The sequence below is a fragment of the Planktothrix sp. genome, assembly GCF_046067725.1.
Taxonomy (GTDB): Bacteria; Cyanobacteriota; Cyanobacteriia; order Cyanobacteriales; family Microcoleaceae; genus Planktothrix.
In genome coordinates, this window is record NZ_JBJUDF010000193.1 from 26,954 (window position 1) to 53,439 (window position 26,486).

A 26,486-nucleotide genomic window follows, 5' to 3' on the forward strand; every position below is an offset into this window, starting at 1 on the left:
TAATGAACTGCTCATGCTGTTCTTCAGATAAATGATGAAACGGTTCTTCGTTCCACTTGATTGATCACTTGGGTTGATGCGTCAGTTTGCTTTCAGTTTACCAAGTTACGCGATCGCTAATTTTCTCTAATAATTTTGGCCCAACACCGGACACTTGATCTAAATCTTGAAGCGAAGTAAAGGGTTTTTTCTGTCTAGCTGCTATAATATTTTGAGCTAATTGAGCACCCACTCCGGGTAAGGTTTCTAATTCTTCTTGGGTGGCTGTATTCAGATTAATTTTAACTTCTGAAGATGGAGAATTTAAACTTTCTACAGGTTTAGAAGAATTGGATTTTGTCGTAATAGAACTCCCACAAGCTTTTAAATCTTGTTCTATTTTTGTTAATAACCATTGAGGAACTCCTAATGCTGAATTCTGATACAATCGTTCAAATTCTCGCTGAAAATGAGCCGTAACCGTTGGATTTTTAATCACCATTAAGGTTTCATCATTCTGAGTATTAGCGACTTCTGTCCAATTATGGGAACCTGTAATTACCACTTGACCATCAATAATTCCAAATTTATGATGTAAGCGATCGCTGGGTGGTAAATTCGGAATTCCGACCGTTGAAAGCGGTTGTTTCCAAGGTTTATTTTCTGCTTCATAACGACATTGATTCACTAAAGCAATCCCCATCATATCTAACCCTTCACTATAAGACCGATAGGCAAAACTGGAATCAATTAATCCTCGAATTAAAACTTGATTTTGAGACTTATTTTCTAAGGTATTAACTAGATTTTGATCAGAAAATACAAATAAAGCAAAATCGAAGGATTGATTAGCATTCTGCAATTGTTTCTGGATTAACCCATTGGTGCTATTTTCCCAAAGTTGTTTTTTAGAAGTTGGGGAAAATTGAATTGTTACAGGAATATTCCCCACTAAAATCCTTTGAGCACCTCGAAACGGTTTGTTAATCCCAAATAAACTATCTTTTTGCGCACCAACACCATCTCCCCACATGAAGTTAAACTCTTGAGTGAAGACTTGAGCTAAATCTGAACTTTCAATTTTTAATAAATGATTAGCATTTCCTTGACTTTCTAAGGTTTTAAAATCTCCATGAATATCGCTAGTTGTCCAATTTGCAGACATGATCAGCACCGTTTTGCCATCAACGACCATAAATTTATGGTGCATTAATCCTGTTCCTTTTGAGCCATCTTCCGTATCATCAATAATTGGAATTCCGGCATTTTCTAACACAATTAAAGCGTCTCGTTGTTGACTTTCTTCTCGGCTAACGGTTCCATCCTGGTTAATATCAGCAAGGGATATAAATTCTTGATATCGATCCTGTTCTCTTTCCGGTAATTGCTGAATTTCATCAGCCGTAAATTGACTCCAAGGACGACGATAAGTATGTTCTAAAATTACTCGTACCTTCACCCCAGCTTGATGACGCTTAACTAACGCTTGAGCAATATTAGGTAAACGGAATTCTTGAACCGCCACATCAATTGTTGATGTTCCTTGATTAATTGTATCAATAATAATTTGTTCTAAATTATCTCCAAACCGTAGAGATTGACGATAAGGTTCTGAATAAATAGAGGCTTCTGAATGATTAAAATAAACTTGAATTAAACGTTCTTGAGTTAAAGGTTCTAAACGAGGTTTTAAGCTAGGTTGAGACGAGGTTTTAAAACAAGCACCCAGGCTCGAAGCCAGCAAAACTGTTACCCCTAACCGCCGCAAAATTTTATTAAATTGAGCCACCGCTAACTATTTTGAGGATTGGGTTTTAATTGAAGACAGGTTGATGACCCTTAAGGGTCTAATTCAGAATCTAGCACAAAAAAGCCATCCTCGATTGACGGGGCTTTAAGCTCAAATTTTCGGTAATCTATTAATAGGGGTAATCGGGAGAGATTAACTGAATTTCTGCCAAGCTACCGAGTTAAAAGGATGTTTTGCTTTTTAACGGTCTGTCAGCGCTGTAAGCACTAACTTAGAGCTTGTAGCACTGGTAATAACCCTCACTGCTGTATTATGCCAAAACGAAAGAGGACATTTCCCTGTGGTCACAAAGGATATGGGAAGCTCTGTCATCGTTGTAATCAACAAGAAGTGACACAGGATTCCCAGAATCAGGCCATAGAGGACAAAAAAACCAAAAAGCTAGAATGGGAAGCCTCCTTTGCTCAGGATATTATTGACCTGAGAGGCTTGCCCGATTATGTCGTGATTAAGGCACGGGCCATTATTGCGGGATTAAATGACCAAAAAAGTTATCGAGACTTTGGAGGAAAGCGACTTCGCCATAATCGTTTTATTATCAGTATTCCCGTAACGCGGAATTATCGAATGCTTTGTCAAGATAGTGGCAGTTTCCTCGTTCCTCAAAAAGTTCTTTCTCATGAAGATTACAACGTTTGTAAACCGGGAGATTAATTCAGCGAATTGCCATTAATCTTAACGTTTTTAATTTTTTCCGACAAAACAAAACTTAACTTTTGATTCAAAAATATCCATGCAAATCTACCTCGACTATAGTGCAACCACTCCTCCCCGTGCTGAAGTCATTAGCCTCATGCAAAGGGTGATGAGTCAACAGTGGGGAAATCCTTCCAGTATTCATGAGTGGGGTCAGAGGGCGGCAATGATTTTAGAACGATCTCGAATACAAGTGGCCCATCTGATTAACGCCCCGCCGGAATCGATGATTTTTACCTCTGGAGGAACCGAAGCCGACAATCTCGCTATTATGGGGGTTGCTCGTCAATATACTCAACCCCAACATTTAATTATTTCTGCGGTGGAACATTCGGCCATTGCTGAACCTGTGCGAATGTTGGAACAATGGGGATGGCAAGTCACCCGATTACCCGTCGATAGTCGTGGACGTCTTCACCCCCTAGACTTACAAGCCGCCATCCAACCGAATACGGTGTTAGTGTCGATTATTTATGGTCAAAGTGAAGTCGGAACCCTGCAACCGATTGAGATCTTAGGTCAAATTGCCCGTGCTCATGGGGTTCTGTTTCATACCGATGCGGTACAGGTGGCCGGACGTTTACCTTTGGATATGCAGCAGTTACCCGTTGATTTATTATCCCTGTCGAGTCATAAATTATATGGCCCCCAAGGAGTCGGGGCGTTATATGTTCGGGATACGGTGCGGTTAACACCGTTGTTAGCCGGAGGAGGACAGGAATTTCAACTGCGTTCGGGGACACAAGCTGTTCCAACTCTGGCTGGATTTGGGTTAGCTTGTCAATTAGCTGCCCAGGAGATGGCATCCGAAACTCCTCGGTTAATCGGCTTAAGAGATCGCTTATTTGACTTATTGGCTGATGTACCTTATTTATTACCCACAGGCGATCGCTTAAATCGTTTACCTCATCACGTCAGTTTCTCGGTGGTTCCCCCCAAACCTATTGACCCGGCTACCTTAACGGGAAAAACCCTGGTTCGTCAACTGAATTTAGCCGGAATTGGTATCAGCGCGGGTTCGGCTTGTAGCAGTGGTAAACTTAGCCCGAGTCCGGTTTTATTAGCTATGGGCTATGACGAAAAAACAGCGTTAGGAGGCATTCGCTTCACCTTGGGACGGGATACCACCGAAGCGGATATTGATTGGACAGCGATGGTGCTTAAACAAGTCTTAGAACGACTCATCCCCAATCAGTTGTTAGCTTTGAGTGTTTAATTAACTTAATCAGGTTGGTAGAATTCTAAAGAGTATGATCAACACATTTGAACAACAGTTTCGTTCCTATTCACATATTGCTGGAGAAATTCCTTGTAATCTGGAGTCTGGAAAGTTTATAACTGTTGAAAGAATTTCCCCTCTAAAAATCTATTCTTTAGGATTCCAACCTGCAAAATTTATCCCAGAGATTCCTCGTTGGTTTATCCAAAAATATGCTGATCCTGCTTTTACGATTCTTGACCCCTTTTGTGGCTCAGGTACAACTTTATTAGAAGCGATTCAACAAAATATTTCGGCTTATTGGTTAGACTATCACCCTCTCAGTCGTTTAATTTGCCAAGTTAAAACCACTGTATTTTCACCCCAAGAAATTTTTGAAGCGACAACCCAAATTATTGAAAAAGTATCTACCCAAAAGTTTGCACCATCAACTATCAATTTTTCAAATAAAGATTTTTGGTTTCAGCAACCTGTACAAGAAGGATTAGAACTTTTAAGAGAACAGATTCTATTAGCTGAATCTAGCCTTCAACCCTTACTTTGGTTAGCGTTTGCCTCGACGGTTAGAAAAACTTCAAATATGAATGATGGCATGATTCTAGCAGCCCGACGCTCCCATATTGAGAAAATCCCTATTCGTTCCCGTTCTGATGTATTTCAATATTTTCAACACTATGTTAAACAATCCGTTGAAGCGTTTGTAGAATGGAACCCTTTCTTAAAAAACTTTAAGGCTAAAATTCAACAACTATCTTCCCAAGATGCTCGACAACTACCAGAATTATTAAAAGTTGATGCAATTATTACTTCTCCACCCTATATTAATGCAATTGATTATGTTTGGGCTTCTAAGTTTGAACTGCATTGGTTAGGTTTAGTTAACAGCAACCAAGAACGTCTAAATTTATACTCTAAAGAAATTGGGACTGAACGAATTCCTAAGCACGGGTGTAAAGAATTAGGTAAAACAGGCTATTTACCTTTAGATCAGTTGATAGAAGAGATTTATTATGGAAAAAAATATCAAGCAACTTCAGGTCAAAATCAACTTAGATCCAGAGTGGTTTACCAATATTTTATGGATATGAAATTACATTTTTTACAGAGTTTACAGGTTTTAAAACAAGGAGGGTATTACTGTTTTTCCGTAGGCGATGTTAGCAATATTTGTGGTGTGGAAATCCCTGTAGCATCTCTTTTGTCAGAAATAGCTTGTGACTTGGGTTTTAACAAAATATTTAATTTTAATCTTCTTTTAAAAAATCGACGTTTGAATGTACCTAGAAACGTTAATTGGGCAGGAACTATTAAACATGATACTATTATTGTTATGGAGAAAATAAATTAATGTCTAACTTCATTGATGATCGGCATCTTGAATCCATTTTACAACAGTATAGTGTATCATTCAATGCAAAAGAATTTATACAAGAATCCTTAGAAGAAGATGATTTAATGCTGGTTTTTGGTTTAACACAAGAAATCAAAGATCTCAATAAACAGTATTGGGGAAGAGAATTAGGCAAATGTTGGGAACGTCTGGTTATTGAAGTTTGCAAACAAAGTTGTGCAGATTTTTCTCCAGCTATCCGAGATGGAAAAGATGAATTATGTGATTTAGTCATTGGAACCGATGCCATCGATGCAAAATATAGAATTGGCTCAGGAGATTCAGGAACTTTAAAAAAGTTTAAGCAATACGCTGAACGATTAACAAATAGTGGGTATACACCCGTTTTACTGATTTTGCGGACTGATAGTTTACCTCAAGCGGTTAATGCTTGCCTTGTAGGAGGCTGGAGAGTGCTATCGGGGCGAGATGCCTTTGAGTATTTATTTGAAATAACAGGTTTCGATTTAAAAGCTTGGTTACAAGCCCGAAGAGGGTTATACTCAAGATCAATTAATAACTAACAGCAGCTTAATCAAAACCATTAAGAATCACATCCTACCTATGTCCCAGCTACCTAACACTTTAGAAGAAGCCATTGAACAAGCCAAACAAGCTACAAAAGCAGCATTAGCCGATGGTTATAAGTTAATTCAAATTGAATTAGTGTTTCCTGAAATTGAACTACAAGCTCAATCAATTGCCCAAGAATTTATTCCGGTGATTGAAGAATCCAATCGTCAATTAGTGGTATTATTTCCCGATACCGGAGCTTCTGCTTTAGCTCGTCGAGATTGGGGTCAAACGTCTTTTCGGGTTACAGATATCGGAACTTCTCGCTCTCCGGTTGAAACCCGCTTAGAAGAGGGGGATGAACAGTTTTTAGTCGTTTCTCCTTCGGCGGTAGAAGTCGCCCAGGTGGAGAAGTTGTCACAATTAGCTGGCGATCGCCCTGTAATTTTACTGAATCCAAAGCTCGAAGATATTGCTATTATAGGAATAGGATATGCTGCTCGTCAGTTACGCGAACGGTTTATCAAGACCATTGAGTCTTGTTATTACCTCAAACCCTTAGAAGGAGCCGCGCTCAGACGTTGTTATCCTTCGATGTGGGAAGTTTGGTTGGAAATTGATGGGCAGTACCAGTTAATTACTGAACAAGCGACAAAACCTGTTGGTGATGAACTGGATCTAATTCTGGCACAGGTGACTCCAGCAAATGGTGAGTCAGTGGCACAACCTGTCCAACGGCCCAAAAAAGGTGTTTTGTCTGGACTTCAAAGTTTTATTCGGGCCTTAAGCCGATAAAACCGTTCCTACCAACACCCTCTTAAGTGTGCAAATGAATCAAAAATGTTGACTCGACGCATTGTTATTGGGGATGTACACGGACATTATGACGGGCTCATGACCCTTTTAGAGCGAATTGCTCCGGGTACTCATGATCAAGTGTATTTTTTAGGGGATTTAATTGATCGTGGCCCCAAAAGTGCTCAGGTGGTTGAATTCGTCAAAAATAGCTCGTATCAATGTATCCGGGGCAATCATGAACAATTAATGTTAAATGCTTTACCCGATGACGGGAAAAATCCTCAAGCTTGGCAAGCGTGGTTATATAGTGGGGGTTTAACTACGATTACCAGTTATCAAGATTTAGGAATTATTCCCAGAGATCATGTTCACTGGATGGCTTCTTTACCGTTATATATCGATTTAGGAGATACTTGGCTGGTTCATGGGGGTGTCCATCCCAAAATGCCGCTTAAAGAACAAAATGAACAGGAATTTTGTTGGATACGGCGAGAATTTCACAATATTCCTAAACCTTATTTTGCCGATAAATTAATTATTGTCGGTCATACGATCACATTTACGTTTGATGGGATTGAACCCGGACAATTAGTTCAAGGTCAAGGATGGTTAGGAATTGATACGGGTGTTTATCATGCCAAAAGTGGCTGGTTAACCGGATTGGATCTGACGAATAAAAAAGTTTATCAGGTGAATGTTCTGCATCATAATCAAATTCGGATTTTACCTTTAAATCGGGCTGTTGTTCATTTGAAACCGCCATCTTTATTAGCTCGATTGAGTTATGTTAGACCGTAAAATTTCTGTTTTTTATCTAACTCCTAATACTTTCAGATTATATGCGACATTTTTTAACTGTTGGCTTTCTAATTTTGTTTCACTAATCGCAATCACCGTTTGTTGAGAGCCATTGTTAATAGAATTCATGGCAGCAATCACTTCTTCAATGGCGAGAAGTTGCTGCTGTGAAGTCAAATAAATCTGTTCAGAGCTTAAAACAACTTGATCAATAGCGACGGTCACTTGACTAAAAATTGCTGTGGTTTCTTCCGCGATTTTTAAATTCTTTTTAACGGTATTTTTACCATCCTGGGCTGCTACCACGGTTTCTTTAACTGCTTGTTTAATTTCATTAATTAATTGATTAATTTTTTGGGCTGATTCGTGGGTCGCATCGGCGAGTTTACGAATTTCTACAGCAACGACATTAAACCCTAAACCATGCTCTCCGGCTCTAACTGCTTCAATCGAGGCATTGAGTGCTAACATATTCGTTTGATTGGCAATCTGACTCACAAGATTACTAATACTATTAACCTGTTGGGCTTTTTCATTCAAAGTCGTAATTTGGTGGGAAATTTCGCTGACTTTGGTGTCTAAAATCGTCATTTCTGACATGGCTTTAGAAACAGCGTTAGCCCCATTTTGACTTAACCCTAAGACTTGTTGAGCAACCTGAGTGGCGGATTGAGCTTGTTGAGTGGCTTGACGAGAAGCACGGCCTAATTCACCCATTGTTGTTGTGGTTTGATTCACCGATTCTGCTTGTAAAGCCAAGATTTTTTCCTGTTCTTCAACAGATGCTGCAATTTGAGTAGATGAACTGGCAACACGATTGACTAATCCTTTCAAGGTTTTAGTAATGGGACGAGCGATCGCTAAACTTAAAATAATCCCTAAAATCAAGGCAATTCCTGGCCCTACTATCATCCCAAACAAACTCCAACTTTTACTGCTACTAATGGTTTGATCTGCCTTGATTTTTGAGAGTTGTGCAATTGACTCGTTTTCTTGAATCACTTTTTCTAAACTTTTAGCCGTCGCGTAAAAAATGGGTTGATTAATGGAGTGTTCCTGAATTTGCAATTCTGATAACAGCAAGGCAGCTTCACGAGCTTTTTGCATTTTTGGAGAGTTTTGTTGACCCGTTCTCCATAAGTTTAATTGCGTTTTATAGGGATAAAAAATTCCTAATTTTTGAAACTGATCATAAAGATCCATAAAGGTTTTATGCTGTTTTTCCCATTGCTTCCATCTTAATTTAAATTGGTGCCAAAGTTGCTCTTCTTTCTGTGTCCGAGGCAAGGGTTCATACTCCAAAAAACCGGTTTTAATTAACTGAATGTTTTCTTGAATTTGTTTCTGAGTAATTTCGACATTATTGCCCCCTAAACAAGTATTTAAAAGACAAGATTGTTGGGAATCTATATTCCTCATTCCTTGATCAATCTTTTGTAAATATAAAATCGAAGGGAGTCTGACTAGGCTAATTTCATTAAGTTCATTGCTTAAACTTAAGGTTGTTTGCCAGGACAAAAATGCCACAAGAAAGATAATTAATCCCATTAAAACAAAGGAATTAATTAATTTCAAGTACAAGTCGGACTTTGTGAAATAATTAATAATTCTTTTAAGCATCGCTTCTCAATTCGCCCTCCAATTAAATGAATATTTTTTTATCTATTCTGAGCGTTAGCCAAAAAACTTGAGTCTAAAATTCGTTGGATATCTACTGAGTTTTCAATTAATTTATTTGTTCTTAAAAAATCATAGATATTTTGGGCGGCATAAGGTAAAGATGCAAAACTGTCTCCGGGTTCAAAAGCGGTTAAATTGTCCGATAGTCCTTTGATGGAAATTTTGGATTCATCGTCTTTTAAATCTTGCAGGGTTAAACCAGAAGTATAAGCAATAATTTGACGTGACAAATCAGGATTTTTTTTCATAAATTCAACGGTATCAAACCAAGTTTTGACTAAACCTTTTACAACTTGAGGATTATTTTCCAGAAATTGACGATTCACAACCAGATGATCAGAAATTGCTCCAGGGAAGTCTTGAGACGTTAATAAAGTTTGACTTCCCGGTCGATTCAGAGCTTCTTTAACAAAGGGCATATAAGTCACAATTGCATCCACTTCTTCTTCAAAAAAAAGTGCAAGATTCCTGATTAAATTATTATTAGATTTTTGAATATCTGAAAGCTTTAATCCATATTTTTCTAAACCCATTAATAGTAGATAATGACCCACAGAGCCCAGTTCAAAGGCTACTTTTTTTCCTTTTAATTGCTGAATATTCTGAACATTAGAAGCAGCAATAATTTGATCGCCTCCTGTAGACCAATCTGTGAGAGCGACAATCACCGGATCAACACTTGAATTTGTGCCTAACATATAAATAGTATCAAACAACGTTTGACAATTTCCATCTAACTGATTGTTAGCAAAGGTAGTGATTCCGGTCGTATAGTCAGAAAATTGTAAATCAATATCCAGATTATTTTTTTCAAAAATTCCTTGTTCTGAAGCAATTTGCCAAACGGCACATCCGGGCCAATTATTGAAACCGAGGCGAAAGGTCGGTAGCGGAGTTTCGGTTTTTAATTGAGGTTGAAAGAATTGACAACTTGCAATCCACAGTAAACTGATTAAGATGAGACTGAAATAAATTAAGGCTTGACGATGTTTCATGACTGTCTGCCTCATTGCTATTGAGCAGAATCGATTATTATTTTACTGATTATTCAATTGTATCTCTAAAGCTAAAAGCCCTCCCAGAAACTTGATTTTTTAATAAAAATTTAACGTTTTCTCTCCCTAGATAATTTAAAGGGTTGGGTCACAGATATTTTCTGATAATATCTAAAACAGATCTTCTTGATGGAGCGGGATGCAATTTGTGATTTTGTGATCGCCTTTGGGCTAGGCTAGTTCATCCCTATCTTGACAAGGAGAATAAGCCTGAATAATGGCATATAAATCAATATCATTTTCTAATAAACAGGCATGACCGCTATCCGGTAAAACCACCATTTGAGCATTTCGTAACGTTTGTGTTAAATATTGAGCTTCTAAAACCGAAGGTAATAAGCGATCTGCACCACTAGCAATCACTAAAACCGGAATATTAATATCCCGCAGATGAAATTCATTCGGTTTAAAGGAGCGCAATAATTCTAATCGCCATGCGGAAATTTCTTGAGGTAATGAACTCATGGCCGTTAATAAAGCTTGACGTTCTAAAGCTTCAATGCGTCCTAAAGAAGCTAAAAACGGTAATAAACCCATCACCGAACTTGGATAAAACCAATCAGGAAGCCATTGGGTTAAATAGGAACCCCATCTTAACCAAGGTCGTTGTTTAAAGGATGAAGCAGGATTAACTAAAATTAAACGACTAAACCATTGGGGAGCGACAATTCCCACTAATAATGCTAAACATCCTCCAAAGGATTCTCCACATAAATAAATTTCTCGTTTCGGGTTAGCTTTACGTTCTATATTGATTAAATCAATTGTTTTCGAGGCTAAGGTTTCCCAGTCAGATTGATCGGTTTTAGGAATGGTTAAACACCGAATTTCAAACGCATCCATTAACCTCGGAATTTGAACCGTAAAGAGTTCTCCAGTTCCATCCATTCCAGGTAAAAATAAAAATAAGGGTAAATCCGGCCGAGGGGCAGTAGATTGAAGAAAATGTAGGGTGTTTTCTTTGAGTCTGGATGAGGGTAAGGATGCAACAGTCATAATTGAGGTTTAGGTGTGTAGAGCGGGTTTCCCCGCCCGCTAACAGTAGGCTAGGTTTCAGTCAACTGTCAACAGTCAACCATTAACTTATATTTTGCAACAGAATTTCAGGACAAGTCCGCTTCATTAAACCCGTTAGCACGTTTCCGGGGCCAATTTCCACGACTTGTTCAACTTCTAATTCTGATAATTTTAAACAAATTTCCCGCCACCGAACAGAACCCGTCATTTGTTGAGTCAGACGTTGTTTTAATAAAGCTGCATCGGTTGTGGGTGTGGGGTCAACATTGGATAACACGGGAATTTGTGCCGAATTAAAGGTAATTTCGTCTAAAATTTGTTGAAATTCTGTAGCTGCATCCGCCATTAAAGGAGAATGAAATGCACCGGAAACATTTAATTTAACGGCCCGTTTAACTTTAATATTAGCTAAGACTTGATCAACGGCTTCCGGTGTACCAGAAATCACAACCTGTGCGGCACTATTATCATTAGCCAGAACGACATTTTCAGTTTTCTCAATTTGTTCCTGCAATTGGTCTGAATTAAACCCAATTAACGCCGCCATTTGTCCCCCTGCGGCACCATTCATTAATTCAGCACGACGTTTGACTAATTTCAAACCCGTTTCAAAATCAAATACCCCGGCAGCATATAACGCCACATATTCTCCTAAACTATGACCCGCAACATAATCAGGAGATTGCCCTTGCTGTTTTAAGTGATCAACCAGTAAGGTTTCAACGACATATAAACCGGGTTGAGTGTACAAGGTTTGAGAGATTTTATCATCAGGATGATTACAAATTTCTGGAACCGACCAACCCAAAATCTTTTCAGCTAATTCTAATTGAGCTTTAAGTTCAGATTGTGCAAATAAATCTGCCCCCATCCCAATTTTTTGCGAACCCTGACCCGGAAAAATCCATGCTGTTTTTGCCATTTTTAATTGTTAAGTTTTTGGACAAAATAAATTACTAACTTGGGAACAGGCAATAGGCACTCTTGCAATAGGCAATAGAATTTTCTCCCCCTGCTCCCCGTGCCTCCCCTGCTCCCCTATCTCCCCCATTCAAACAAAGCGGCTCCCCAAGTTAATCCGGCACCAAAACCCGATGTCATAATGCGATCGCCCGGTTTAATTTTGCCATCTCGTACTGCTTCATCGAGGGCTAAAGGGATAGAAGCAGCAGAAGTATTACCATATTTTGCCAAATTACTAATAACTTTTTCAGATGGAATATTTAACCGTTCTGCGACCGCATCTAAGATGCGTTGATTGGCTTGATGTAAAATCAACCAATCGATTTGATCGACCGTTAAATTAGCTTTAAATAATGCTTTTTCGATAACTTCTGGAACTTTTTGCACCGCAAATCGATAGATTTCTTTACCATTCATCCGAATTAGATGATAGTTTCCCTGAGTGATAGTAATGCCGGGTAATATTTCTGTTTGTTGAGGATGATAAGATAAATTTAAAGACTGATTTTGTTTGCCATCACTTCTAATTTCAAACCCCAATAAGTGATCGCATTCATCAGCCTGTAAAATGACGGCTCCCGCCCCATCGCCGAATAAAATACAAGTGGTTCGATCTGACCAATCAACCCAACGGGAAAGAATATCAGCCCCAATTAAAAGAACAGTTTGATAAACTCCAGTCCGAATAAATTGGGAGGCGGTGACTAACCCAAACACAAACCCAGAACAAGCGGCGGTCATATCAAAAGCGACCGCTTTGGTGGCCCCCAATTGAGCTTGAATCAAACTGGCACTGCCAAAGAGATCATCAGCCGTTGATGTGGCTAAGATAATCAAATCGATCTCTGCTGGGTCAATGTGCGCCATTGTGATGGCTGCTTGTGCTGCCGATAGGGCTAATGTACTTAACGAAGTATTGGGATCAGCTAATCGTCGAGTAGCAATCCCTGTGCGAGAAGTAATCCATTCATCCGACGTTTCGACCCGTTGAGAGAGTCCATGATTATCGAGTAAAACCGAGGGTGTAGCCGATCCGCAGCCCGTAATCGCAATACCTGTAGTTATCATTGAACCTCTGTTCTTTATCATGAGCTTGAAGATGGCGATCAGTGATGAGGAAAAAGGGAAAAGGTCAAAGGGAAAAACCAGCTATATAAGAGCCTTTTCACGTTTGACTTTTGCCTTTAAATTAGGATTAACCACTGACGGCCTTTTGATCAGGCTGAAGGTGGTGTTGATATTGGGATTGAATGCGTTCTAGCACCTGGTTATCGATGGCATCCATTGCCAAACGTACCGCATTAGCAATGGTTAGCCCTTTCGAGGAACCATGACTAATAATGCAAACTCCCGCAACTCCTAAGAGCAAAGCACCGCCATGTTCAACATGATCCACCCGTTGTTTAAACCGCTTTAAACTCGGTTTAAGCAAACCCGTTGCCAATTTAGCCTGAAATCCAGACGTTAACTCCTCCTTGAGCATTTGCAGAACGGCTTCTCCGACGCCTTCAGCAAATTTCAGTAGCACATTTCCGACAAAACCATCGCAGACAATGACATCAAATTTTCCCGATAGGACATCTCGCCCTTCAGCATTTCCTGCAAAGGCAATCTCAGGATGATTTTCTAGGAGTTGATAGGTGCGAATTGCCAAATCATTCCCTTTACAAGCTTCTTCCCCAATATTAAGTAACCCAACTTGAGGTTGAGCCGTTCCTAGAACATAACGACTGTAAATCGTGCCCATAACAGCAAACTGCTCTAAAAATTTAGGGCGACAATCAACATTAGCCCCCACATCCAAAACCAGCACCGGAGAGTCGGGTTTTAAGGTCGGTAAAACCGCACCAATGGCAGGGCGATCAATACCGGGCAGACGTCCCAAACGCAATAACGCCGAAGCCATTGCCGCACCGGAATGACCCGCCGAAACGACGGCATCGGCTTTTTTTTCCTTGACTAAATTCATTGCCACGTTAATTGAAGCCTTGGGTTTGCGTTTTAACGCCCCCAAGGGTTCTTCGTGCATTTCGATTGTTCCCTCAGCAGGAATAATTTGTGGCAGGGGCAAATGACTAGAATGGTGTTTGAGCGCCGCTTCAATTTGATCGGGATCTCCAACCAAAAAGACTTCGACATCCCATTTTTCCTGGGCTATGATTGCCCCTGCAACAATTTCGGCTGGAGCATAATCTCCGCCCATAGCGTCAATTGCAATTCGTGCGCGAGTTGAACCCATTGACCAACTTTAGAGAAACCTACAAAATTTTACCGGAAGATTGCCACGTATGAACGACTCCCACTAACCTAAAGGTACAGTCTGAGGTCTAACTTCTGATCTAAAATCCGGCTCTACCAACCCAAAAAACAAGTTTGATCAAAAATTAAGAATTAGGTTGCTTGCGTGTCCCCAGTGGTGAGATGATTGAGATGCAGTCTGAGGGGAATTCCAGAGCCACTTAGGAGCGTAGAATCTAAACTTGTTGAGATTCAATGCTCCGGCACTCACACGCTCACTAAAATCTACAGATAACAATAATTATGGCTTCACTTGAAGAACTTTGCATAAATTCGATCCGCTTCCTTGCCATTGATGCCGTAGAAAAAGCCAAATCTGGCCACCCCGGGCTTCCCATGGGTGCTGCGCCAATGGCCTTTGTGTTGTGGGATCAGTTCATGCGGTTCAATCCCAAAAATCCTAAATGGTATAACCGCGATCGCTTTATCCTCTCAGCAGGTCATGGCTCTATGTTACAGTATGCCCTGCTGTATCTGATGGGATTTGATAGCGTTTCCTTAGAAGATATCAAACAATTTCGTCAGTGGCATTCTCAAACCCCCGGTCATCCAGAAAACTTTGTCACGGCCGGGGTGGAAGTCACAACGGGCCCCTTGGGTCAAGGAATTGCCAATGGTGTTGGGTTAGCAATGGCTGAAGCCCACATGGCAGCAACCTTTAATAAACCCGATGCCCAATTGGTAGACCATTACACCTATGTGATCTTAGGGGATGGCTGCAACATGGAAGGGGTTTCAGGTGAAGCTTGCTCCTTAGCCGGACACCTGGGACTGGGTAAATTAATTGCCCTCTACGACGATAACCATATTTCCATTGACGGAAATACGGAAATTTCCTTTACCGAAGATGTCAGCAAACGGTTTGAAGCTTATGGTTGGCACGTTCAGCACGTTGAGAATGGAAACACCGACTTAAAAGCGATTGCTGAAGCCATTGCCGCCGCTAAAGCTGTCACCGATAAACCGTCTTTAATTAAAGTCACCACCACCATCGGCTACGGATCTCCGAATAAACAAAATACCGCCGGAGTTCACGGGGCGGCGTTAGGTGGAGATGAAGTGGCTGCCACTCGTAAAAACCTCGGTTGGGACTATGAACCGTTTGTGGTTCCCGATGAAGCTTTAGCCCATTTCCGTAAAGCCGTTGAACGCGGTGCCAGTTTGGAAGCCGAATGGAGCAAAACTTGGGAAACTTACAAAGCCAAATATCCCCAAGAAGCCGCAGAATTTGAACGTCGCATTAGCGGAACACTTCCCGAAGGTTGGGAAAAAGCCCTGCCGAGCTTTACCCCGGAAGAAAAAGGTAAAGCCACCCGTCAATATTCAGAAGGGGTTCTTAATGCCTTAGCCCCCGTTCTGCCTGAATTGATTGGAGGTTCGGCGGACTTAACCCACTCCAACTTAACGGAAATCAAAGGTTTTGGTAATTTCCAAAAAGGACAATATCAAAACCGCAACCTGCGTTTCGGTGTCCGTGAACACGGAATGGGCGCCATTTGTAACGGGATTGGTTTACATCACTCTGGATTAATCCCCTATTGCGCCACATTCTTAGTCTTCGCTGACTATATGCGGGCGGCAATTCGTTTATCCGCGTTATCGGAAGTGGGTATCATTTACATTATGACCCACGACTCCATCGCTCTTGGGGAAGATGGCCCAACTCACCAACCCGTCGAAACCATTGCTTCTTTACGGGTGATTCCGAATTTGTTGGTGATGCGTCCGGCGGATGGTAACGAAACCTCTGGTGCTTACAAAATCGCCGTTGAAAATCGTCATCGTCCCACCTTAATCGCCTTAACTCGTCAAGCGTTACCCAACTTAAAGGGCAGTTCCGTTGATGTGGTCAGCAAAGGCGCTTATGTTCTGTCTGACTGCGAAGGAACCCCCGATTTAATTTTGATTGCAACCGGAAGCGAAGTGTCTCTGTGTGTGGAAGCGGCTGAAAAATTAACCGCCGAAGGCAACAACGTTCGTGTGGTTTCCATGCCTTGTTGGGAACTGTTTGAAGAGCAAGATGCTGCTTACAAAGAATCCGTTTTACCGGCCGCAGTCACGAAACGCTTAGTGGTGGAAGCTGCCAGCCGTTTCGGTTGGGAACGTTATATCGGAACTGAAGGAGACATGATCAGTATTGATCGTTTTGGTGCTTCTGCTCCGGGTAATGTGTTAATGGAGAAATTCGGTTACACCCTTGAGAATGTCTTAACCAAAGCTAAAGCGTTATTAGGTTAGACAACAAAATTTTAGGGAATAGAAGCAGAGCTCAGGACAGAAAGAAAAGACTCAGGAAAAATGATTAACTTCTGACTCTTTCCTCAAACCTGAGCTCTTTTTGTCTTGAGGGCTATAGCGCTACGCGCGAGGGAACAGGGAACAGTAATATGAAATAAATGGTTTGCTACGCATCCGTTCCCCGTAGAGACGCGCCATGGCGCGTCTCTACAAAATCTTTGTTAGCACTAAGCACTTTAGTCAATTATTGGACTTGAGAACCATGAGAACGCGGGTCAACCGCACTAGGTTTATCCGTTGTTAGAGGAGAATTAAAGGCAGAAACTTGACCCATAGATTGAGTATAGGGGATAGGATTTTCTGCAATTAAAGCGTTTAAATTCGCTTCTAGGATATTTCGAGGAATTTCACCAATAGTTTGTGCAAGGGTTTCCACTTTTTGATTCAAATACACAAAATGAGGAATACCATCTACCCGATATTTCAAGAGTTCGGGCAACCATTTACTATTATCGACATTCAACATCACAAAATTAAGTTTTTCAGCATATTCTTGTTTAATTTCATGCAATTCTGGAGCCATCGCTTGGCAACTGGTACACCAATTGGCATAAAATTCGATTAAAGTCGGTTTACCATTACTCAAGGCGACCTCCAAGGGAACAGATTCTTCTGCGAGTTGAGGAAGGGAGGTAGAGGTGGCGTCCATTCGTATTCCTAAGTAGATGGCGACACCCAGAATAATTGCGGCGATAACAATTAAAAAGTTTCTAATTCGTTTGGCTAAATCGGAAGGTTGAGCCGAGGTTGTTGAATAGGATGGATTTTCGTTCATGATCCTTGAAAATAATGCAAAATCTCTTACTATTTTAGAGGTTAATTTAAGATACTTTACTCGGTTCAGGATGACAGTTAGGGGTTGTTCTTTTAGAATTAATGATCTTTAGGCTTCCCGATGAGTGATATTCTATCCTTCAATATTTGCTACAAATTCTGGTAAGATTTAATCTATTTAACCTACGTCATTGATGCTATTCTGTATTCTTATAAACGCGATCGCATAGTCTTCAACTGTTCATCTCAACCCCCAGCCAAAAACAAAACTATAAGTCTTATTATTATAAGGAGATTGACATAACAAAGATTATAAAACGGAGTTATTGTATTGCATCCAAATCAGATTAAAATCTATACAAAACTTCAATATTGAGCGTTGAGAGAAAGAATCAGATCCGACTAAAAAGTCCTCCCCTAAATCAGAGGAGGGTTAGGAAGGGAAAAGGTGCTTTTAAAGTTGCTTCACTTCCTTTAACCTTTTTCCCTGGTTCTACCAGGAGAAGACAACCGGACGCTCTGCTTCCAATTAATATCAGGCGGAGCCTGCAATAAGGCATTGCTAGGTGGAACCTAGCAACGAGGAGGATGAAAGTAGGGTGGGTAAGCACAGTGCACGCACCATCCCATCAACTTTATCTATTTTTTTCCCATCTTATTATCCTGAAAAGATGTTCCAATGCCTTGTAAAATTCCTTTTCCAATTAACCCTAATCCTCGACCGACAACATTGGTTAAAATATAAATAATTCCACTTCCTAAAAAGGCAACGGCTGACCGAAGACGAGGAGCAACAGCATCCCGTGTTTCTAAGAGTAATGTTACTGCTAAGGGAATTCCTTTTAACTTTTCTAACTCCTCTCTGCGGGGAGAATAAATGACTTGTTTTTGAATTCCTCTTTCTCCTAAAATAAAGAGTAAATAGGAACTTTCAAAAATAGCTTTGGGTTCTGCTACATATTGAGAAAGACGATATCGCCAGGATAAATTATTTCTGAATTTCTCGATTTCACGGGTTGATAATAAACGTCGATCATAAAATTTTAGTTTAACTTCTTCATAATCAGAAAAATAATTCAGTAAGGGTTGAATCACTGCGTTTGCTACTTGAATTAATAAGTTTTGTAACAATGCTTCTGAACGTTGCATGGCTTCCAAACTTCCAGCCGGACAGGATAGATTATCAATGGTTAAGGGAGTTTGGAATAATAAATGCTCAAATAATTCACTGATTAACGGAATTTTACTTAAAATATCCCGTTGAATCAGATTAGCATCTTTTAATAAAATCGGAACAATTTCAAAATCCAGGTTATTTGCGTTCAGAGTATAATATTTTCCAAAAAAATCTAAAATAGCAGATTTCCAGAAATCTTGAACTAAATCAGAAACTTTTTCTGAAAGTTGTTCCGGTTGAACATCGGATAAGATTAATTCATCTAATAAACTTTCTAATTGTTTTAATAATATATATAATAATTCTCGTTTTTTAGATAATCTTAAAATATCAATTTCTAACGGAATTCCAGTGACATTAATTAATCCAGACTGTAACTTCATAACAGTTTTATCAAACAAAATAGATTGTAAATCACTGAGGATAATTGCTGAATTCTGAACGTTAATTGAGTTAGAATTGATCACTAAGGCTTCTTGTGAATTAAAGTTGTCAGCTTCAGGATTAGAACTATTAAAAACGGGAACATTATCAGAAGAAATGGTAGGATAATTTTCTGGAGTTGAAGCAGGAGAATCGGGTAAAAGCTGACTCACTAGCCAACGAGCGACTAACAGTTCTCGCCGTTTTCCCGTCAGAATAAATTGATTAATAATGGTGATTTTATCCGGTTGATTGAATTCAGCTAGATTCTGTTGAATTTCTTGGTTAACTTCGGCGATCGCTTGTTCAATTTGTCGCAGTCCTGGTTGAACTAAAAAGCCTCGAATTTTATTGAAAAACAATCCGGTTTTTTGAGATAAAATTTCAGAAACAGGTTCTCGATTTAAACTGGCTAAAGATTCTAGCCAATAGCGTTCTCCCGTCGCTACTCTCCGAATAATCGGAACTAATTCTATCACCGGAATTCCCTTGGGACAATAACCCTCTACCCCTATTTTTTGGGCTGTTAATAATAAACTTTTGTTTTGAATTGCTGTTAATAATATAAGCGGAATTTCAGGATATTGTTTTTTTAATTCTTGGCAAAAATTAAGAATAGAATCTGGGTTTAATCCGAATTCTAAAATCATTAAATCAACAGGTTTCTGGTTAGTTGTGTTAATTGTTATCTGACGGCGGCTGACTAATACCTGTAATGCCGCATCCTGACTTTCAAGATCTGCGATGACTTCCAAATCTGAAAAAGGTTCCAATGCTGTTCGTAACCCGATCCGAAAAATCGGGTCATCATCAATGATTAGAAGTTGTAAAGGAGATGGACTCATAAATCAATTCAAGTGTCAGGTGTCGGCTGAGGACTAATTAAATCGACTAACGTATTAATAATACGATCTCGTTCCATCGGAACAATCTCTTTACCGAGTAAAATTTCTTGCAATAACACATAATGGGCTAAGGTTCCAATAATCACTCGTGCCATAGCTTCAGGATCACTGATCATAATATAGCGCTGATTGGTTAAATATTCTGTTAATACTTGAATTCCGGGTTTTCCTAAATTATGAACAAAGGTTTGAGCCAATTCTGGAAACCGCCCAGATTCCCCAATCACAAGGCGGATAAAGGCTAAATATTCCTGATCTTGCATGGAATGATCTAAAATAAGATTTGCCAACTGTCGCAACGCAATTGCAGGTTCAACTGACATCAATTCGGCTTTGTTAGACTCAATAAAAATTTGATATTTTTTCTGGGCTAACCGCTTGACTAACGCAATAAATAACCCTTCTTTATCCCCAAAATAGTTATAAATCGTCGCTTTCGACACTCCCGCCGATGCTGCAACCCGATCCATGCTGGTTCCTGTATAGCCATGTACTAAAAATTCTTGCAGTGCCCCCTCAAAAATTTGTTCTGCTTTTTCGCCAATACTATCCAATTGAGAGACTTCGGTTTGTTCCACTGGGTTCATTAATTTTTGAGTTCAATGATATTGACTTCATTGTACAGAATCCTTCCCGGTCAACCGTTATTCCCTGATCATTTTCTATCCTCCTAAGAATTTTGGGTATTGAGGATGGGAGAGTGCTTGTTTCATCTCAGGTTTTCATGATACACTAATTTAAACTAAACAGTTTAGTATCAAATCAGCCGGGAGGCACAATTATGGTGCGCGAAAGAACAGTTGGTAAGCTTTCATCCCCAAAATCCCCTCACATCGGGATTCTCATTGCAGCCACCACCTTAACCATGAGTGGTTTAACGGCTTATACCTTCTGGCGGTATCGTCCCATCCCGGCTGAACCTGTAGCCTTATCAGAAACCTACGTTCGAGAAGTCAAAACGGTGACGGCGTTAGGTTGGCTAGAACCCCAAGGAGAGATTATTCAACTCTCAGCCCCCCAGTCGAACTCAGGGAGTCGAGTTGATCAACTGTTGGTCAAAGAAGGAGACTGGGTGGAGGCGGGAACAACAATCGCGATTTTGGATAGTCGAGATCGACTTCAAGCCGCCCTAGAACAAGCAAAAACCGAAGTAGAAGTGGCCCAAGCTCGTTTAGATCAAGTTCAAGCGGGAGCCAAACAAGGAGAAATTGAAGCTCAAAAAGCCCGATTTCAACGCAACCAAGCGGAGTTAGAGGGACAAATGATTACCCAAAAAGCGGCGATTGCAACTTTAGAAGCTCAACTGCGGGGAGAACGCAGCGCCCAAGAAGCCACCCTTGACCGCATTGAAGCGGAACTGAAAAACGCCGAAACCAACTGTCAACGCTACGAAACCTTATATGCAGATGGGGCTGTCTCCGCCCAGGATCGAGATAGTGAATGTTTGCAGGCTGAAACGAGTTTGAAACGGTTACAGGAAGCCCAAGCGAACCTCAACGAAACGATTACCAGCCGTCAAGAACAAATTCGAGAAGCTCAAGCGAACCTCAGCCGCACCATTGCTACCGTAGACCAACAAATTGTCGAAGCAGAAGCCACCTTAACAGCCGTTACGGAGGTGCGTCCAGTGGATATTCAGTTAGCTAAAAGTGAGTTAACAAAAGCTCAAGTCTCAGTTAAACAAGCCAAAGCCAACTTAGAACAAGCTTATGTGCGATCGCCTCACGGGGGACGGGTGATTGAGATTCATACCCAGGCTGGAGAATTAATTTCTAATCAAGGAATTCTGGAACTGGGACAAACTCAACAAATGTATGCGGTTGCAGAAATTTATGATAGTGATATTCCTAAAATTCGCCCCGAACAAACGGCAATAATTACGGCGGATGCGTTACCTCAACCCTTAAAAGGAACGGTTGAAGAAGTAGGGTTAAGAGTCAAAAAACAAAGTGCTTTAGATATTGATCCAACCACGAATATTGATGCCAGAATTATCGAAGTTCGTGTTAAATTAGATGAAACTTCTAGTCAAAAAGCTGAGAGTTTAACAAATTTACAAGTTAAAGTTACCATTAATCAGTAATCAGTTGTAGGGGCGAGGTTTTCTCGCTCGTAATAACTGATCATTGATAAAAGATTTTGGGCAGGAGAACCCCGCCTCTACCACCAATAACTGATATTATGATTGGATTTATACAACGATTGACCAATAGAACACCATTAGGATGGTTGCAATTAAGTCATGATAAAACCCGAATGTTAGTGGCGTTATCAGGGATTGCTTTTGCTGATGTTTTAATCTTTATGCAATTGGGATTTCAAACGGCATTATATGACAGTAATACTCGATTGCATAACTATTTAGATGCCGATATTTTTATGATTAGTCCCCAAGCCAGAAATTTAGTGAATTTATCAACCTTACCCCGACGACGTTTATATCAAGCACTTGATGTTCCAGGGGTGAAATCCGCAGAAGCATTGTATGTCAATTTTTCTGATTGGAAAACTCCTAAAACTGGGAAAAAAACAGCTATTTTAGTGATTGGATTTGATCCTCATCAATCAGCTTTTAATTTACCAGAAGTTCAACAAAATTTAGACGTCATTAAATTACAGGATCAAGTTTTATTTGATCGGTCTTCCAGGGGAGATTATCAAGACGTGATTGAAAAAGTTGAACAAGGAGGAATTGTTAGTACGGAATTAGAGAAACGCACCCTTAAAATTGCCGGATTATTTAAAGTGGGGGCTTCCTTTGCGGCGGATGGAACTTTAATTACCAGCGATCGCAATTTTTTACGCTTATTTCCCCGCAGAAAACCGGGTGGAATTAGTGCGGGACTGGTGAAAGTTGAACCGGGTTATGATGTGCAAAAAGTCGTAACAGACCTACAAAATTATTTACCTGAAGATGTAAAAGTTTTAACCAGTGAACAATTTTTAGCTTTTGAACAGGATTATTGGTCGAAAAATACCGCCATTGGATTTGTCTTTAGTTTAGGAACTGCAATGGGGTTTGTGGTTGGGGTCATTATTGTTTATCAAGTTCTAGCTACGGATGTTGCTGACCATACACCTGAATATGCGACTTTTAAAGCCATGGGATTTACCAATGCTTATTTATTAGGAATTGTCTTTGAAGAAGCTATTATTTTAGCTTTATTAGGTTTTATCCCCGGTGCTACCATTTCTTTAGGGTTATATCACTTAACTCGACAAGCGACTAATTTACCCTTATATATGACTTTATTTCGAGCCATTCAAGTATTAATATTAACGATTATTATGTGTATGTCATCCGGTGCGATCGCAACTCGTAAATTACAAGCTGCTGACCCCGCCGATATCTTTTAACTACAATTATGGATTAACTCTTGACAACCAGCTTCTCGCTTGATCACATAAAAGTTATCAGGGTAAATCAAACCATCTGAACTTTGACAACTCGAACACGCTGCTAGGTTTGGCGTCATAGTGCTACCTGCTCTCATTTGATCTTACAATTTTATTACAGAGAGTTTAGTTATGAGTTTAGAAAATCTTAAAACCAAACTTCTGAGCGATCCCAAAGTCAAAGCCCATTATCAGGAAATTAAACCGGAATTTGAAGCAGCCCGCGCTCTTATCGAAATTCGACGAAAATTAGCTCTAACTCAACGAGAATTAGCAGAAAAAGCTGGAATTAAACAGCCTCAGCTTGCTAGAATTGAATCGGGAAAACAATCTCCACGATTAGAAACAATTGCAGCGATCGCCGCCAGTGTAGGGTACGCTGTTGAGATTAAACTTGTCCCGTTACATCAGTCAGATTCATCTAGCGAACAGTCCCAAACAGACAGACAAACATCGCAGTTGATTGGCTAGATCACTGAATAATAGAATTATGAAGCTTTATTCATTCATCAGTTTTAATCCTCCAGTTGATTGAATTGATCAGAAAAGCTATAAATCGTTTGAGTCTGTAACTGTTGACAAATCGAAGCTGGTTTTTGAGTCAGTAAAAATTGTTCTCGTTTGAGTTTAACTTGTAAATTAGTTAAGGGATCGACCCCAGAAGAAATCAGAAATTGTAAGGTTTGGAGATGGGGCCATTGAGCAATTTGATCTAAAATTTCTGTAATGGCTTTTAAGTAGGGATGATCTAATTGTTGATACCAGTAAGGATCGGCGACTTCCGCTTGATCAAAGCCTAAATTAACGATTAAGGGTGCTTGATCAAACAAAGCGATCGCCACTGGTCGTGCTTCTTCTTGTAATAATAAATCATTGGTTTGGGCTAAAAACCGTAACTTTTCTAACCGTTCATAACGGCTAGGAACATGAGTTGAATGTCGTTTTCGTTCTAAGGATTCTTCTTCTAAATTTCGCGATAAAGATTGAGGTTCATCCCAAGTAATCGCAATCGTAATTAAGTAAGTTTGCAATAACAAATGACCTAATTTTTGAGCTTTAGTTGCCAAATAAACCGTATTATAATCCGTTGCTTCAATAATTAACGGAACTCGATCCACAATTTCAATTCCATAACCTTTTAATCCGGCAATTTTTCGAGGATTATTCGTAATTAAACGAATTTGACGCACGCCTAAATCATTTAACATTTGTGCCCCCATGCCATAATCCCGTAAATCAGGAGCAAAACCTAAGCGTTCATTGGCTTCAACGGTATCCAGTCCAATATCCTGCAAAGAATAAGCTTTAATTTTATTAATTAATCCAATTCCTCGCCCTTCTTGTCGTAAATAAACAATCACTCCCGCTCCCGCATAATCAATCATTTTCATGGCGGTTTGTAACTGCATTCGACAGTCACAACGCATGGAACCAAAGGAATCTCCGGTTAAACATTCGGAGTGAACCCGCACCATAACAGGTCTATCTTTAAATTGTTCGGGTTCCCCTTTTACTAAGGCAATATGTTCAGTATTATCTAACGTATTGCGATAGGCATAAATTTGAAAATCACCAAATTGTGTAGGTAATTTAGCAACGGTTTCTCGATAAACAAAGCGGTCATGTTTGAGGCGATAACTAATTAAATCCGCAATGGTAATTAATTTTAATTCATGGGTTTTGGCATATTCCACTAATTCAGGAAGTCGCGCCATTGACCCATCAGGATTTTGAATCTCACAAATCACACCCCCCGGATATAATCCCGCCAAGCGAGATAAATCAACGGCGGCTTCGGTGTGTCCCGCCCGTTTTAAGACTCCCCCTTCTTTGGCCCGCAAGGGGAAAATATGGCCAGGACGTCGTAAATCTTCCGGTCGGGTGGCGGGATTAATGGCCACTTGAATCGTTCTCGCCCGGTCATCGGCGGAAATTCCCGTTGAAACTCCCATTTGAGGCGACGCATCGATACTCACCGTAAAGGCGGTTTGGTTCGCATCGGTGTTTTTCGTTACCATTAACGGCAAGTCTAGCTGATCCAGACGTTCTCCAGTTAACGCTAAACAAATTAATCCCCTGGCGTACACCGCCATAAAATTAATCATATCCGGTGTCGCAAATTGAGCCGCACAAATTAAGTCGCCTTCATTTTCGCGGTGTTCATCGTCTACCACCACGATACAGCGTCCCGCTTTTAGATCGGCTAAGGCGGCTTCAATGGGGTCAAATTGGAAGGGGTTGGTCGTTAGCACAGACTCGTTCAAAATCGTTTTGTCATCAACGCTTCTTTATTGATTGTAACGCTGTTGTTTGATTGCGATCGCATTCCCACTCCAAGGAATTAAAATTTGGCTCAGGGGAGTTAGACAAAAATAGGATAGTCTGCTTAGGTGCGGTAAATTTTATCATTATTGAGCTCAACACAGTAAAGTGATCAAGCCAGCGTCATCATTCGCACGACCAGCAATTAAACCTGATTATTGATCAGTGAGATTGATTGACGAAATCGTGAGAATTTTCCATAATAGTGTTATGTAAACTTGGGGATAACTGTAATGTTAAGCCGAGATATTAGTTATTCTGAAGCTGAAGCTAACCTTGATCAGTTACTTAATCAAGTTTATGATGAATCTAATATTATTGTGATTAGACGTGAAAATAATAAAAATATTGCTTTGATTTCTGAATCAGAATTATCGAGTTTTTTAGAATGCGTTTATTTATTGCGATCGCCTGAAAATGCCAAACGTTTATTTCAATCGTTAGAATAGCATCAACTAATCTCATGGATATAATAAAACAAAAAACATCCTTTGAAAAAAACTCAACTCTTTATGAACAAGATTTCTATGGATGGACACAACAACAAGCTAAACTGTTACGGGAAGGAACATTAAATCAGCTTGATTTTGTTAATTTGGCGGAGGAAATTGAATCTTTGGGGAAGCAACAACGTCAAGAGTTAAGAAACCGTTTAGGAATTTTACTCGGTCATTTACTCAAGTGGCAATGTCAACCCAGTAAACCTTCTAAAAGTTGGTTTGTAACTCTGCGAGAACAACGCCGAGAGATTGGCTATTTATTAACAGAAAATCCCAGTTTAAAACCCTATCTTACTGAAGCTTTATACAAAGGTTATCAAAGTGGAATTGACTTAGCTATACGTGAAACATCCCTAACTGATCAAGATTTTCCCACAGAATGTCTTTATACCCTAGAGGAAGTTTTAGACGCTGAATTTTTCCCCGGACAACCTTCTGATACCTTCCAAAACTAGAAATAGATCTACCGCTCAAT

23 protein-coding genes are annotated in these 26,486 nt (G+C 40.0%); 12 read left to right on the plus strand and 11 right to left on the minus strand.

Going from position 1 to position 26,486, the window contains the following annotated elements; translation table 11 throughout:
• Positions 1-97 precede the first annotated feature (97 nt).
• Positions 98-1,768, minus strand: a complete 1,671-nt coding sequence (locus ACKPEB_RS12185) for a DUF655 domain-containing protein (protein ID WP_408965183.1) — start codon at positions 1,766-1,768, stop codon at positions 98-100.
• 273 nt (positions 1,769-2,041) lie between these two features.
• Between ACKPEB_RS12185 and ACKPEB_RS12190 the strand changes: the two genes are divergently transcribed.
• The 6 genes from ACKPEB_RS12190 (at position 2,042) to ACKPEB_RS12215 (ending at position 7,203) form a co-directional block, all read left to right on the plus strand.
• Positions 2,042-2,443: a hypothetical protein gene (locus ACKPEB_RS12190; RefSeq protein WP_408965184.1), complete on the plus strand. Its 402-nt coding sequence runs from the start codon at positions 2,042-2,044 to the stop codon at positions 2,441-2,443.
• Positions 2,444-2,522: 79 nt separating this feature from the next.
• Entirely contained in the window at positions 2,523-3,701 is a 1,179-nt protein-coding gene (locus ACKPEB_RS12195) for a cysteine desulfurase family protein (protein ID WP_408965185.1), read from the plus strand.
• 34 nt (positions 3,702-3,735) lie between these two features.
• Positions 3,736-5,052: a hypothetical protein gene (locus tag ACKPEB_RS12200; protein ID WP_408965186.1), complete on the plus strand. Its 1,317-nt coding sequence runs from the start codon at positions 3,736-3,738 to the stop codon at positions 5,050-5,052.
• Entirely contained in the window at positions 5,052-5,618 is a 567-nt protein-coding gene (locus ACKPEB_RS12205) for a hypothetical protein (protein WP_408965188.1), read from the plus strand. Before ACKPEB_RS12200 ends, ACKPEB_RS12205 begins: the two co-directional genes overlap by 1 nt.
• Before the next feature lie 40 nt (positions 5,619-5,658).
• On the plus strand, positions 5,659-6,402 hold the full coding sequence (locus tag ACKPEB_RS12210; RefSeq protein WP_408965189.1) for a DUF1995 family protein: 744 nt from the start codon (positions 5,659-5,661) through the stop codon (positions 6,400-6,402).
• 45 nt (positions 6,403-6,447) lie between these two features.
• A complete protein-coding gene (locus ACKPEB_RS12215) occupies positions 6,448-7,203 on the plus strand; it encodes a metallophosphoesterase family protein (protein ID WP_408965191.1) in 756 nt (251 codons plus the stop codon).
• A 12-nt stretch (positions 7,204-7,215) separates the two neighbouring features.
• On the opposite strand, the gene ACKPEB_RS12220 is transcribed toward ACKPEB_RS12215, so the two are convergent.
• From ACKPEB_RS12220 to plsX, 6 genes are all read right to left on the minus strand, one after another.
• Positions 7,216-8,823 carry a methyl-accepting chemotaxis protein gene (locus tag ACKPEB_RS12220; protein ID WP_408965193.1) on the minus strand — a complete coding sequence of 536 codons (1,608 nt, stop codon included), beginning with the start codon at positions 8,821-8,823 and terminating at the stop codon, positions 7,216-7,218.
• Between the two features lie 38 nt (positions 8,824-8,861).
• The gene (locus ACKPEB_RS12225) at positions 8,862-9,878 is read right to left on the minus strand and encodes an ABC transporter substrate-binding protein (protein WP_408965194.1); all 1,017 of its coding nucleotides are present in this window, start codon (positions 9,876-9,878) and stop codon (positions 8,862-8,864) included.
• A 231-nt stretch (positions 9,879-10,109) separates the two neighbouring features.
• The gene (locus ACKPEB_RS12230) at positions 10,110-10,934 is read right to left on the minus strand and encodes an alpha/beta fold hydrolase (RefSeq protein ID WP_408965195.1); all 825 of its coding nucleotides are present in this window, start codon (positions 10,932-10,934) and stop codon (positions 10,110-10,112) included.
• Between the two features lie 82 nt (positions 10,935-11,016).
• The gene (gene fabD / locus ACKPEB_RS12235) at positions 11,017-11,877 is read right to left on the minus strand and encodes an ACP S-malonyltransferase (protein WP_408965196.1); all 861 of its coding nucleotides are present in this window, start codon (positions 11,875-11,877) and stop codon (positions 11,017-11,019) included.
• A gap of 116 nt (positions 11,878-11,993) precedes the next feature.
• A complete protein-coding gene (locus ACKPEB_RS12240; RefSeq protein WP_408965197.1) occupies positions 11,994-12,986 on the minus strand; it encodes a beta-ketoacyl-ACP synthase III in 993 nt (330 codons plus the stop codon).
• Positions 12,987-13,113: 127 nt separating this feature from the next.
• Entirely contained in the window at positions 13,114-14,157 is a 1,044-nt protein-coding gene (gene plsX, locus ACKPEB_RS12245) for a phosphate acyltransferase PlsX (RefSeq protein WP_408965198.1), read from the minus strand.
• A 302-nt stretch (positions 14,158-14,459) separates the two neighbouring features.
• On the opposite strand from plsX, the gene tkt reads away from it, so the two are divergent.
• Positions 14,460-16,454, plus strand: a complete 1,995-nt coding sequence (tkt, locus tag ACKPEB_RS12250) for a transketolase (protein WP_408965199.1) — start codon at positions 14,460-14,462, stop codon at positions 16,452-16,454.
• Between the two features lie 244 nt (positions 16,455-16,698).
• Here the strand turns inward: tkt and ACKPEB_RS12255 are convergent, their stop codons facing one another.
• The 3 genes from ACKPEB_RS12255 to ACKPEB_RS12265 all read right to left on the minus strand — a co-directional run bounded on the left by ACKPEB_RS12255 (position 16,699) and on the right by ACKPEB_RS12265 (position 20,380).
• Positions 16,699-17,289, minus strand: a complete 591-nt coding sequence (locus ACKPEB_RS12255; protein WP_408965201.1) for a thioredoxin family protein — start codon at positions 17,287-17,289, stop codon at positions 16,699-16,701.
• A 638-nt stretch (positions 17,290-17,927) separates the two neighbouring features.
• A complete protein-coding gene (locus tag ACKPEB_RS12260) occupies positions 17,928-19,733 on the minus strand; it encodes a DUF3685 domain-containing protein (RefSeq protein ID WP_408965202.1) in 1,806 nt (601 codons plus the stop codon).
• Between the two features lie 8 nt (positions 19,734-19,741).
• Positions 19,742-20,380 carry a TetR/AcrR family transcriptional regulator gene (locus tag ACKPEB_RS12265; RefSeq protein WP_408965203.1) on the minus strand — a complete coding sequence of 213 codons (639 nt, stop codon included), beginning with the start codon at positions 20,378-20,380 and terminating at the stop codon, positions 19,742-19,744.
• A gap of 194 nt (positions 20,381-20,574) precedes the next feature.
• Here ACKPEB_RS12265 and ACKPEB_RS12270 point away from each other — a divergent pair, with 194 nt between their 5' ends.
• The 3 genes from ACKPEB_RS12270 (at position 20,575) to ACKPEB_RS12280 (ending at position 23,660) form a co-directional block, all read left to right on the plus strand.
• Positions 20,575-21,876 carry an ABC exporter membrane fusion protein gene (locus ACKPEB_RS12270; protein ID WP_408965204.1) on the plus strand — a complete coding sequence of 434 codons (1,302 nt, stop codon included), beginning with the start codon at positions 20,575-20,577 and terminating at the stop codon, positions 21,874-21,876.
• 98 nt (positions 21,877-21,974) lie between these two features.
• Complete coding sequence (devC, locus tag ACKPEB_RS12275) at positions 21,975-23,150, plus strand: ABC transporter permease DevC (RefSeq protein WP_408965205.1); 1,176 nt, start codon at positions 21,975-21,977, stop codon at positions 23,148-23,150.
• 171 nt (positions 23,151-23,321) lie between these two features.
• Positions 23,322-23,660 (plus strand): helix-turn-helix domain-containing protein, encoded by a 339-nt coding sequence (locus tag ACKPEB_RS12280; protein ID WP_408965206.1) that lies wholly within the window; start codon positions 23,322-23,324, stop codon positions 23,658-23,660.
• Between the two features lie 44 nt (positions 23,661-23,704).
• On the opposite strand, the gene ribBA is transcribed toward ACKPEB_RS12280, so the two are convergent.
• On the minus strand, positions 23,705-25,441 hold the full coding sequence (gene ribBA, locus ACKPEB_RS12285; RefSeq protein ID WP_408965207.1) for a bifunctional 3,4-dihydroxy-2-butanone-4-phosphate synthase/GTP cyclohydrolase II: 1,737 nt from the start codon (positions 25,439-25,441) through the stop codon (positions 23,705-23,707).
• 303 nt (positions 25,442-25,744) lie between these two features.
• Here ribBA and ACKPEB_RS12290 point away from each other — a divergent pair, with 303 nt between their 5' ends.
• The gene (locus ACKPEB_RS12290; protein ID WP_408965208.1) at positions 25,745-25,960 is read left to right on the plus strand and encodes a type II toxin-antitoxin system Phd/YefM family antitoxin; all 216 of its coding nucleotides are present in this window, start codon (positions 25,745-25,747) and stop codon (positions 25,958-25,960) included.
• 14 nt (positions 25,961-25,974) lie between these two features.
• Entirely contained in the window at positions 25,975-26,466 is a 492-nt protein-coding gene (locus ACKPEB_RS12295) for a DUF29 domain-containing protein (protein WP_408965209.1), read from the plus strand.
• Positions 26,467-26,486: the final 20 nt, after the last annotated feature.

Excerpts from the sequence above, each read along its gene's own strand:
- ACKPEB_RS12190 (WP_408965184.1), top strand. The coding sequence starts at position 2,042 with ATGCCAAAACGAAAGAGGACATTTCCCTGTGGTCACAAAGGATATGGG.
- ACKPEB_RS12195 (WP_408965185.1), top strand. The coding sequence starts at position 2,523 with ATGCAAATCTACCTCGACTATAGTGCAACCACTCCTCCCCGTGCTGAA.
- ACKPEB_RS12200 (WP_408965186.1), top strand. The coding sequence starts at position 3,736 with ATGATCAACACATTTGAACAACAGTTTCGTTCCTATTCACATATTGCT.
- ACKPEB_RS12205 (WP_408965188.1), top strand. The coding sequence starts at position 5,052 with ATGTCTAACTTCATTGATGATCGGCATCTTGAATCCATTTTACAACAG.
- ACKPEB_RS12210 (WP_408965189.1), top strand. The coding sequence starts at position 5,659 with ATGTCCCAGCTACCTAACACTTTAGAAGAAGCCATTGAACAAGCCAAA.
- ACKPEB_RS12215 (WP_408965191.1), top strand. The coding sequence starts at position 6,448 with ATGTTGACTCGACGCATTGTTATTGGGGATGTACACGGACATTATGAC.
- ACKPEB_RS12220 (WP_408965193.1), bottom strand. The coding sequence starts at position 8,823 with ATGCTTAAAAGAATTATTAATTATTTCACAAAGTCCGACTTGTACTTG.
- ACKPEB_RS12225 (WP_408965194.1), bottom strand. The coding sequence starts at position 9,878 with ATGAAACATCGTCAAGCCTTAATTTATTTCAGTCTCATCTTAATCAGT.
- ACKPEB_RS12230 (WP_408965195.1), bottom strand. The coding sequence starts at position 10,934 with ATGACTGTTGCATCCTTACCCTCATCCAGACTCAAAGAAAACACCCTA.
- fabD (WP_408965196.1), bottom strand. The coding sequence starts at position 11,877 with ATGGCAAAAACAGCATGGATTTTTCCGGGTCAGGGTTCGCAAAAAATT.
- ACKPEB_RS12240 (WP_408965197.1), bottom strand. The coding sequence starts at position 12,986 with ATGATAACTACAGGTATTGCGATTACGGGCTGCGGATCGGCTACACCC.
- plsX (WP_408965198.1), bottom strand. The coding sequence starts at position 14,157 with ATGGGTTCAACTCGCGCACGAATTGCAATTGACGCTATGGGCGGAGAT.
- tkt (WP_408965199.1), top strand. The coding sequence starts at position 14,460 with ATGGCTTCACTTGAAGAACTTTGCATAAATTCGATCCGCTTCCTTGCC.
- ACKPEB_RS12255 (WP_408965201.1), bottom strand. The coding sequence starts at position 17,289 with ATGAACGAAAATCCATCCTATTCAACAACCTCGGCTCAACCTTCCGAT.
- ACKPEB_RS12260 (WP_408965202.1), bottom strand. The coding sequence starts at position 19,733 with ATGAGTCCATCTCCTTTACAACTTCTAATCATTGATGATGACCCGATT.
- ACKPEB_RS12265 (WP_408965203.1), bottom strand. The coding sequence starts at position 20,380 with ATGAACCCAGTGGAACAAACCGAAGTCTCTCAATTGGATAGTATTGGC.
- ACKPEB_RS12270 (WP_408965204.1), top strand. The coding sequence starts at position 20,575 with ATGGTGCGCGAAAGAACAGTTGGTAAGCTTTCATCCCCAAAATCCCCT.
- devC (WP_408965205.1), top strand. The coding sequence starts at position 21,975 with ATGATTGGATTTATACAACGATTGACCAATAGAACACCATTAGGATGG.
- ACKPEB_RS12280 (WP_408965206.1), top strand. The coding sequence starts at position 23,322 with ATGAGTTTAGAAAATCTTAAAACCAAACTTCTGAGCGATCCCAAAGTC.
- ACKPEB_RS12290 (WP_408965208.1), top strand. The coding sequence starts at position 25,745 with ATGTTAAGCCGAGATATTAGTTATTCTGAAGCTGAAGCTAACCTTGAT.
- ACKPEB_RS12295 (WP_408965209.1), top strand. The coding sequence starts at position 25,975 with ATGGATATAATAAAACAAAAAACATCCTTTGAAAAAAACTCAACTCTT.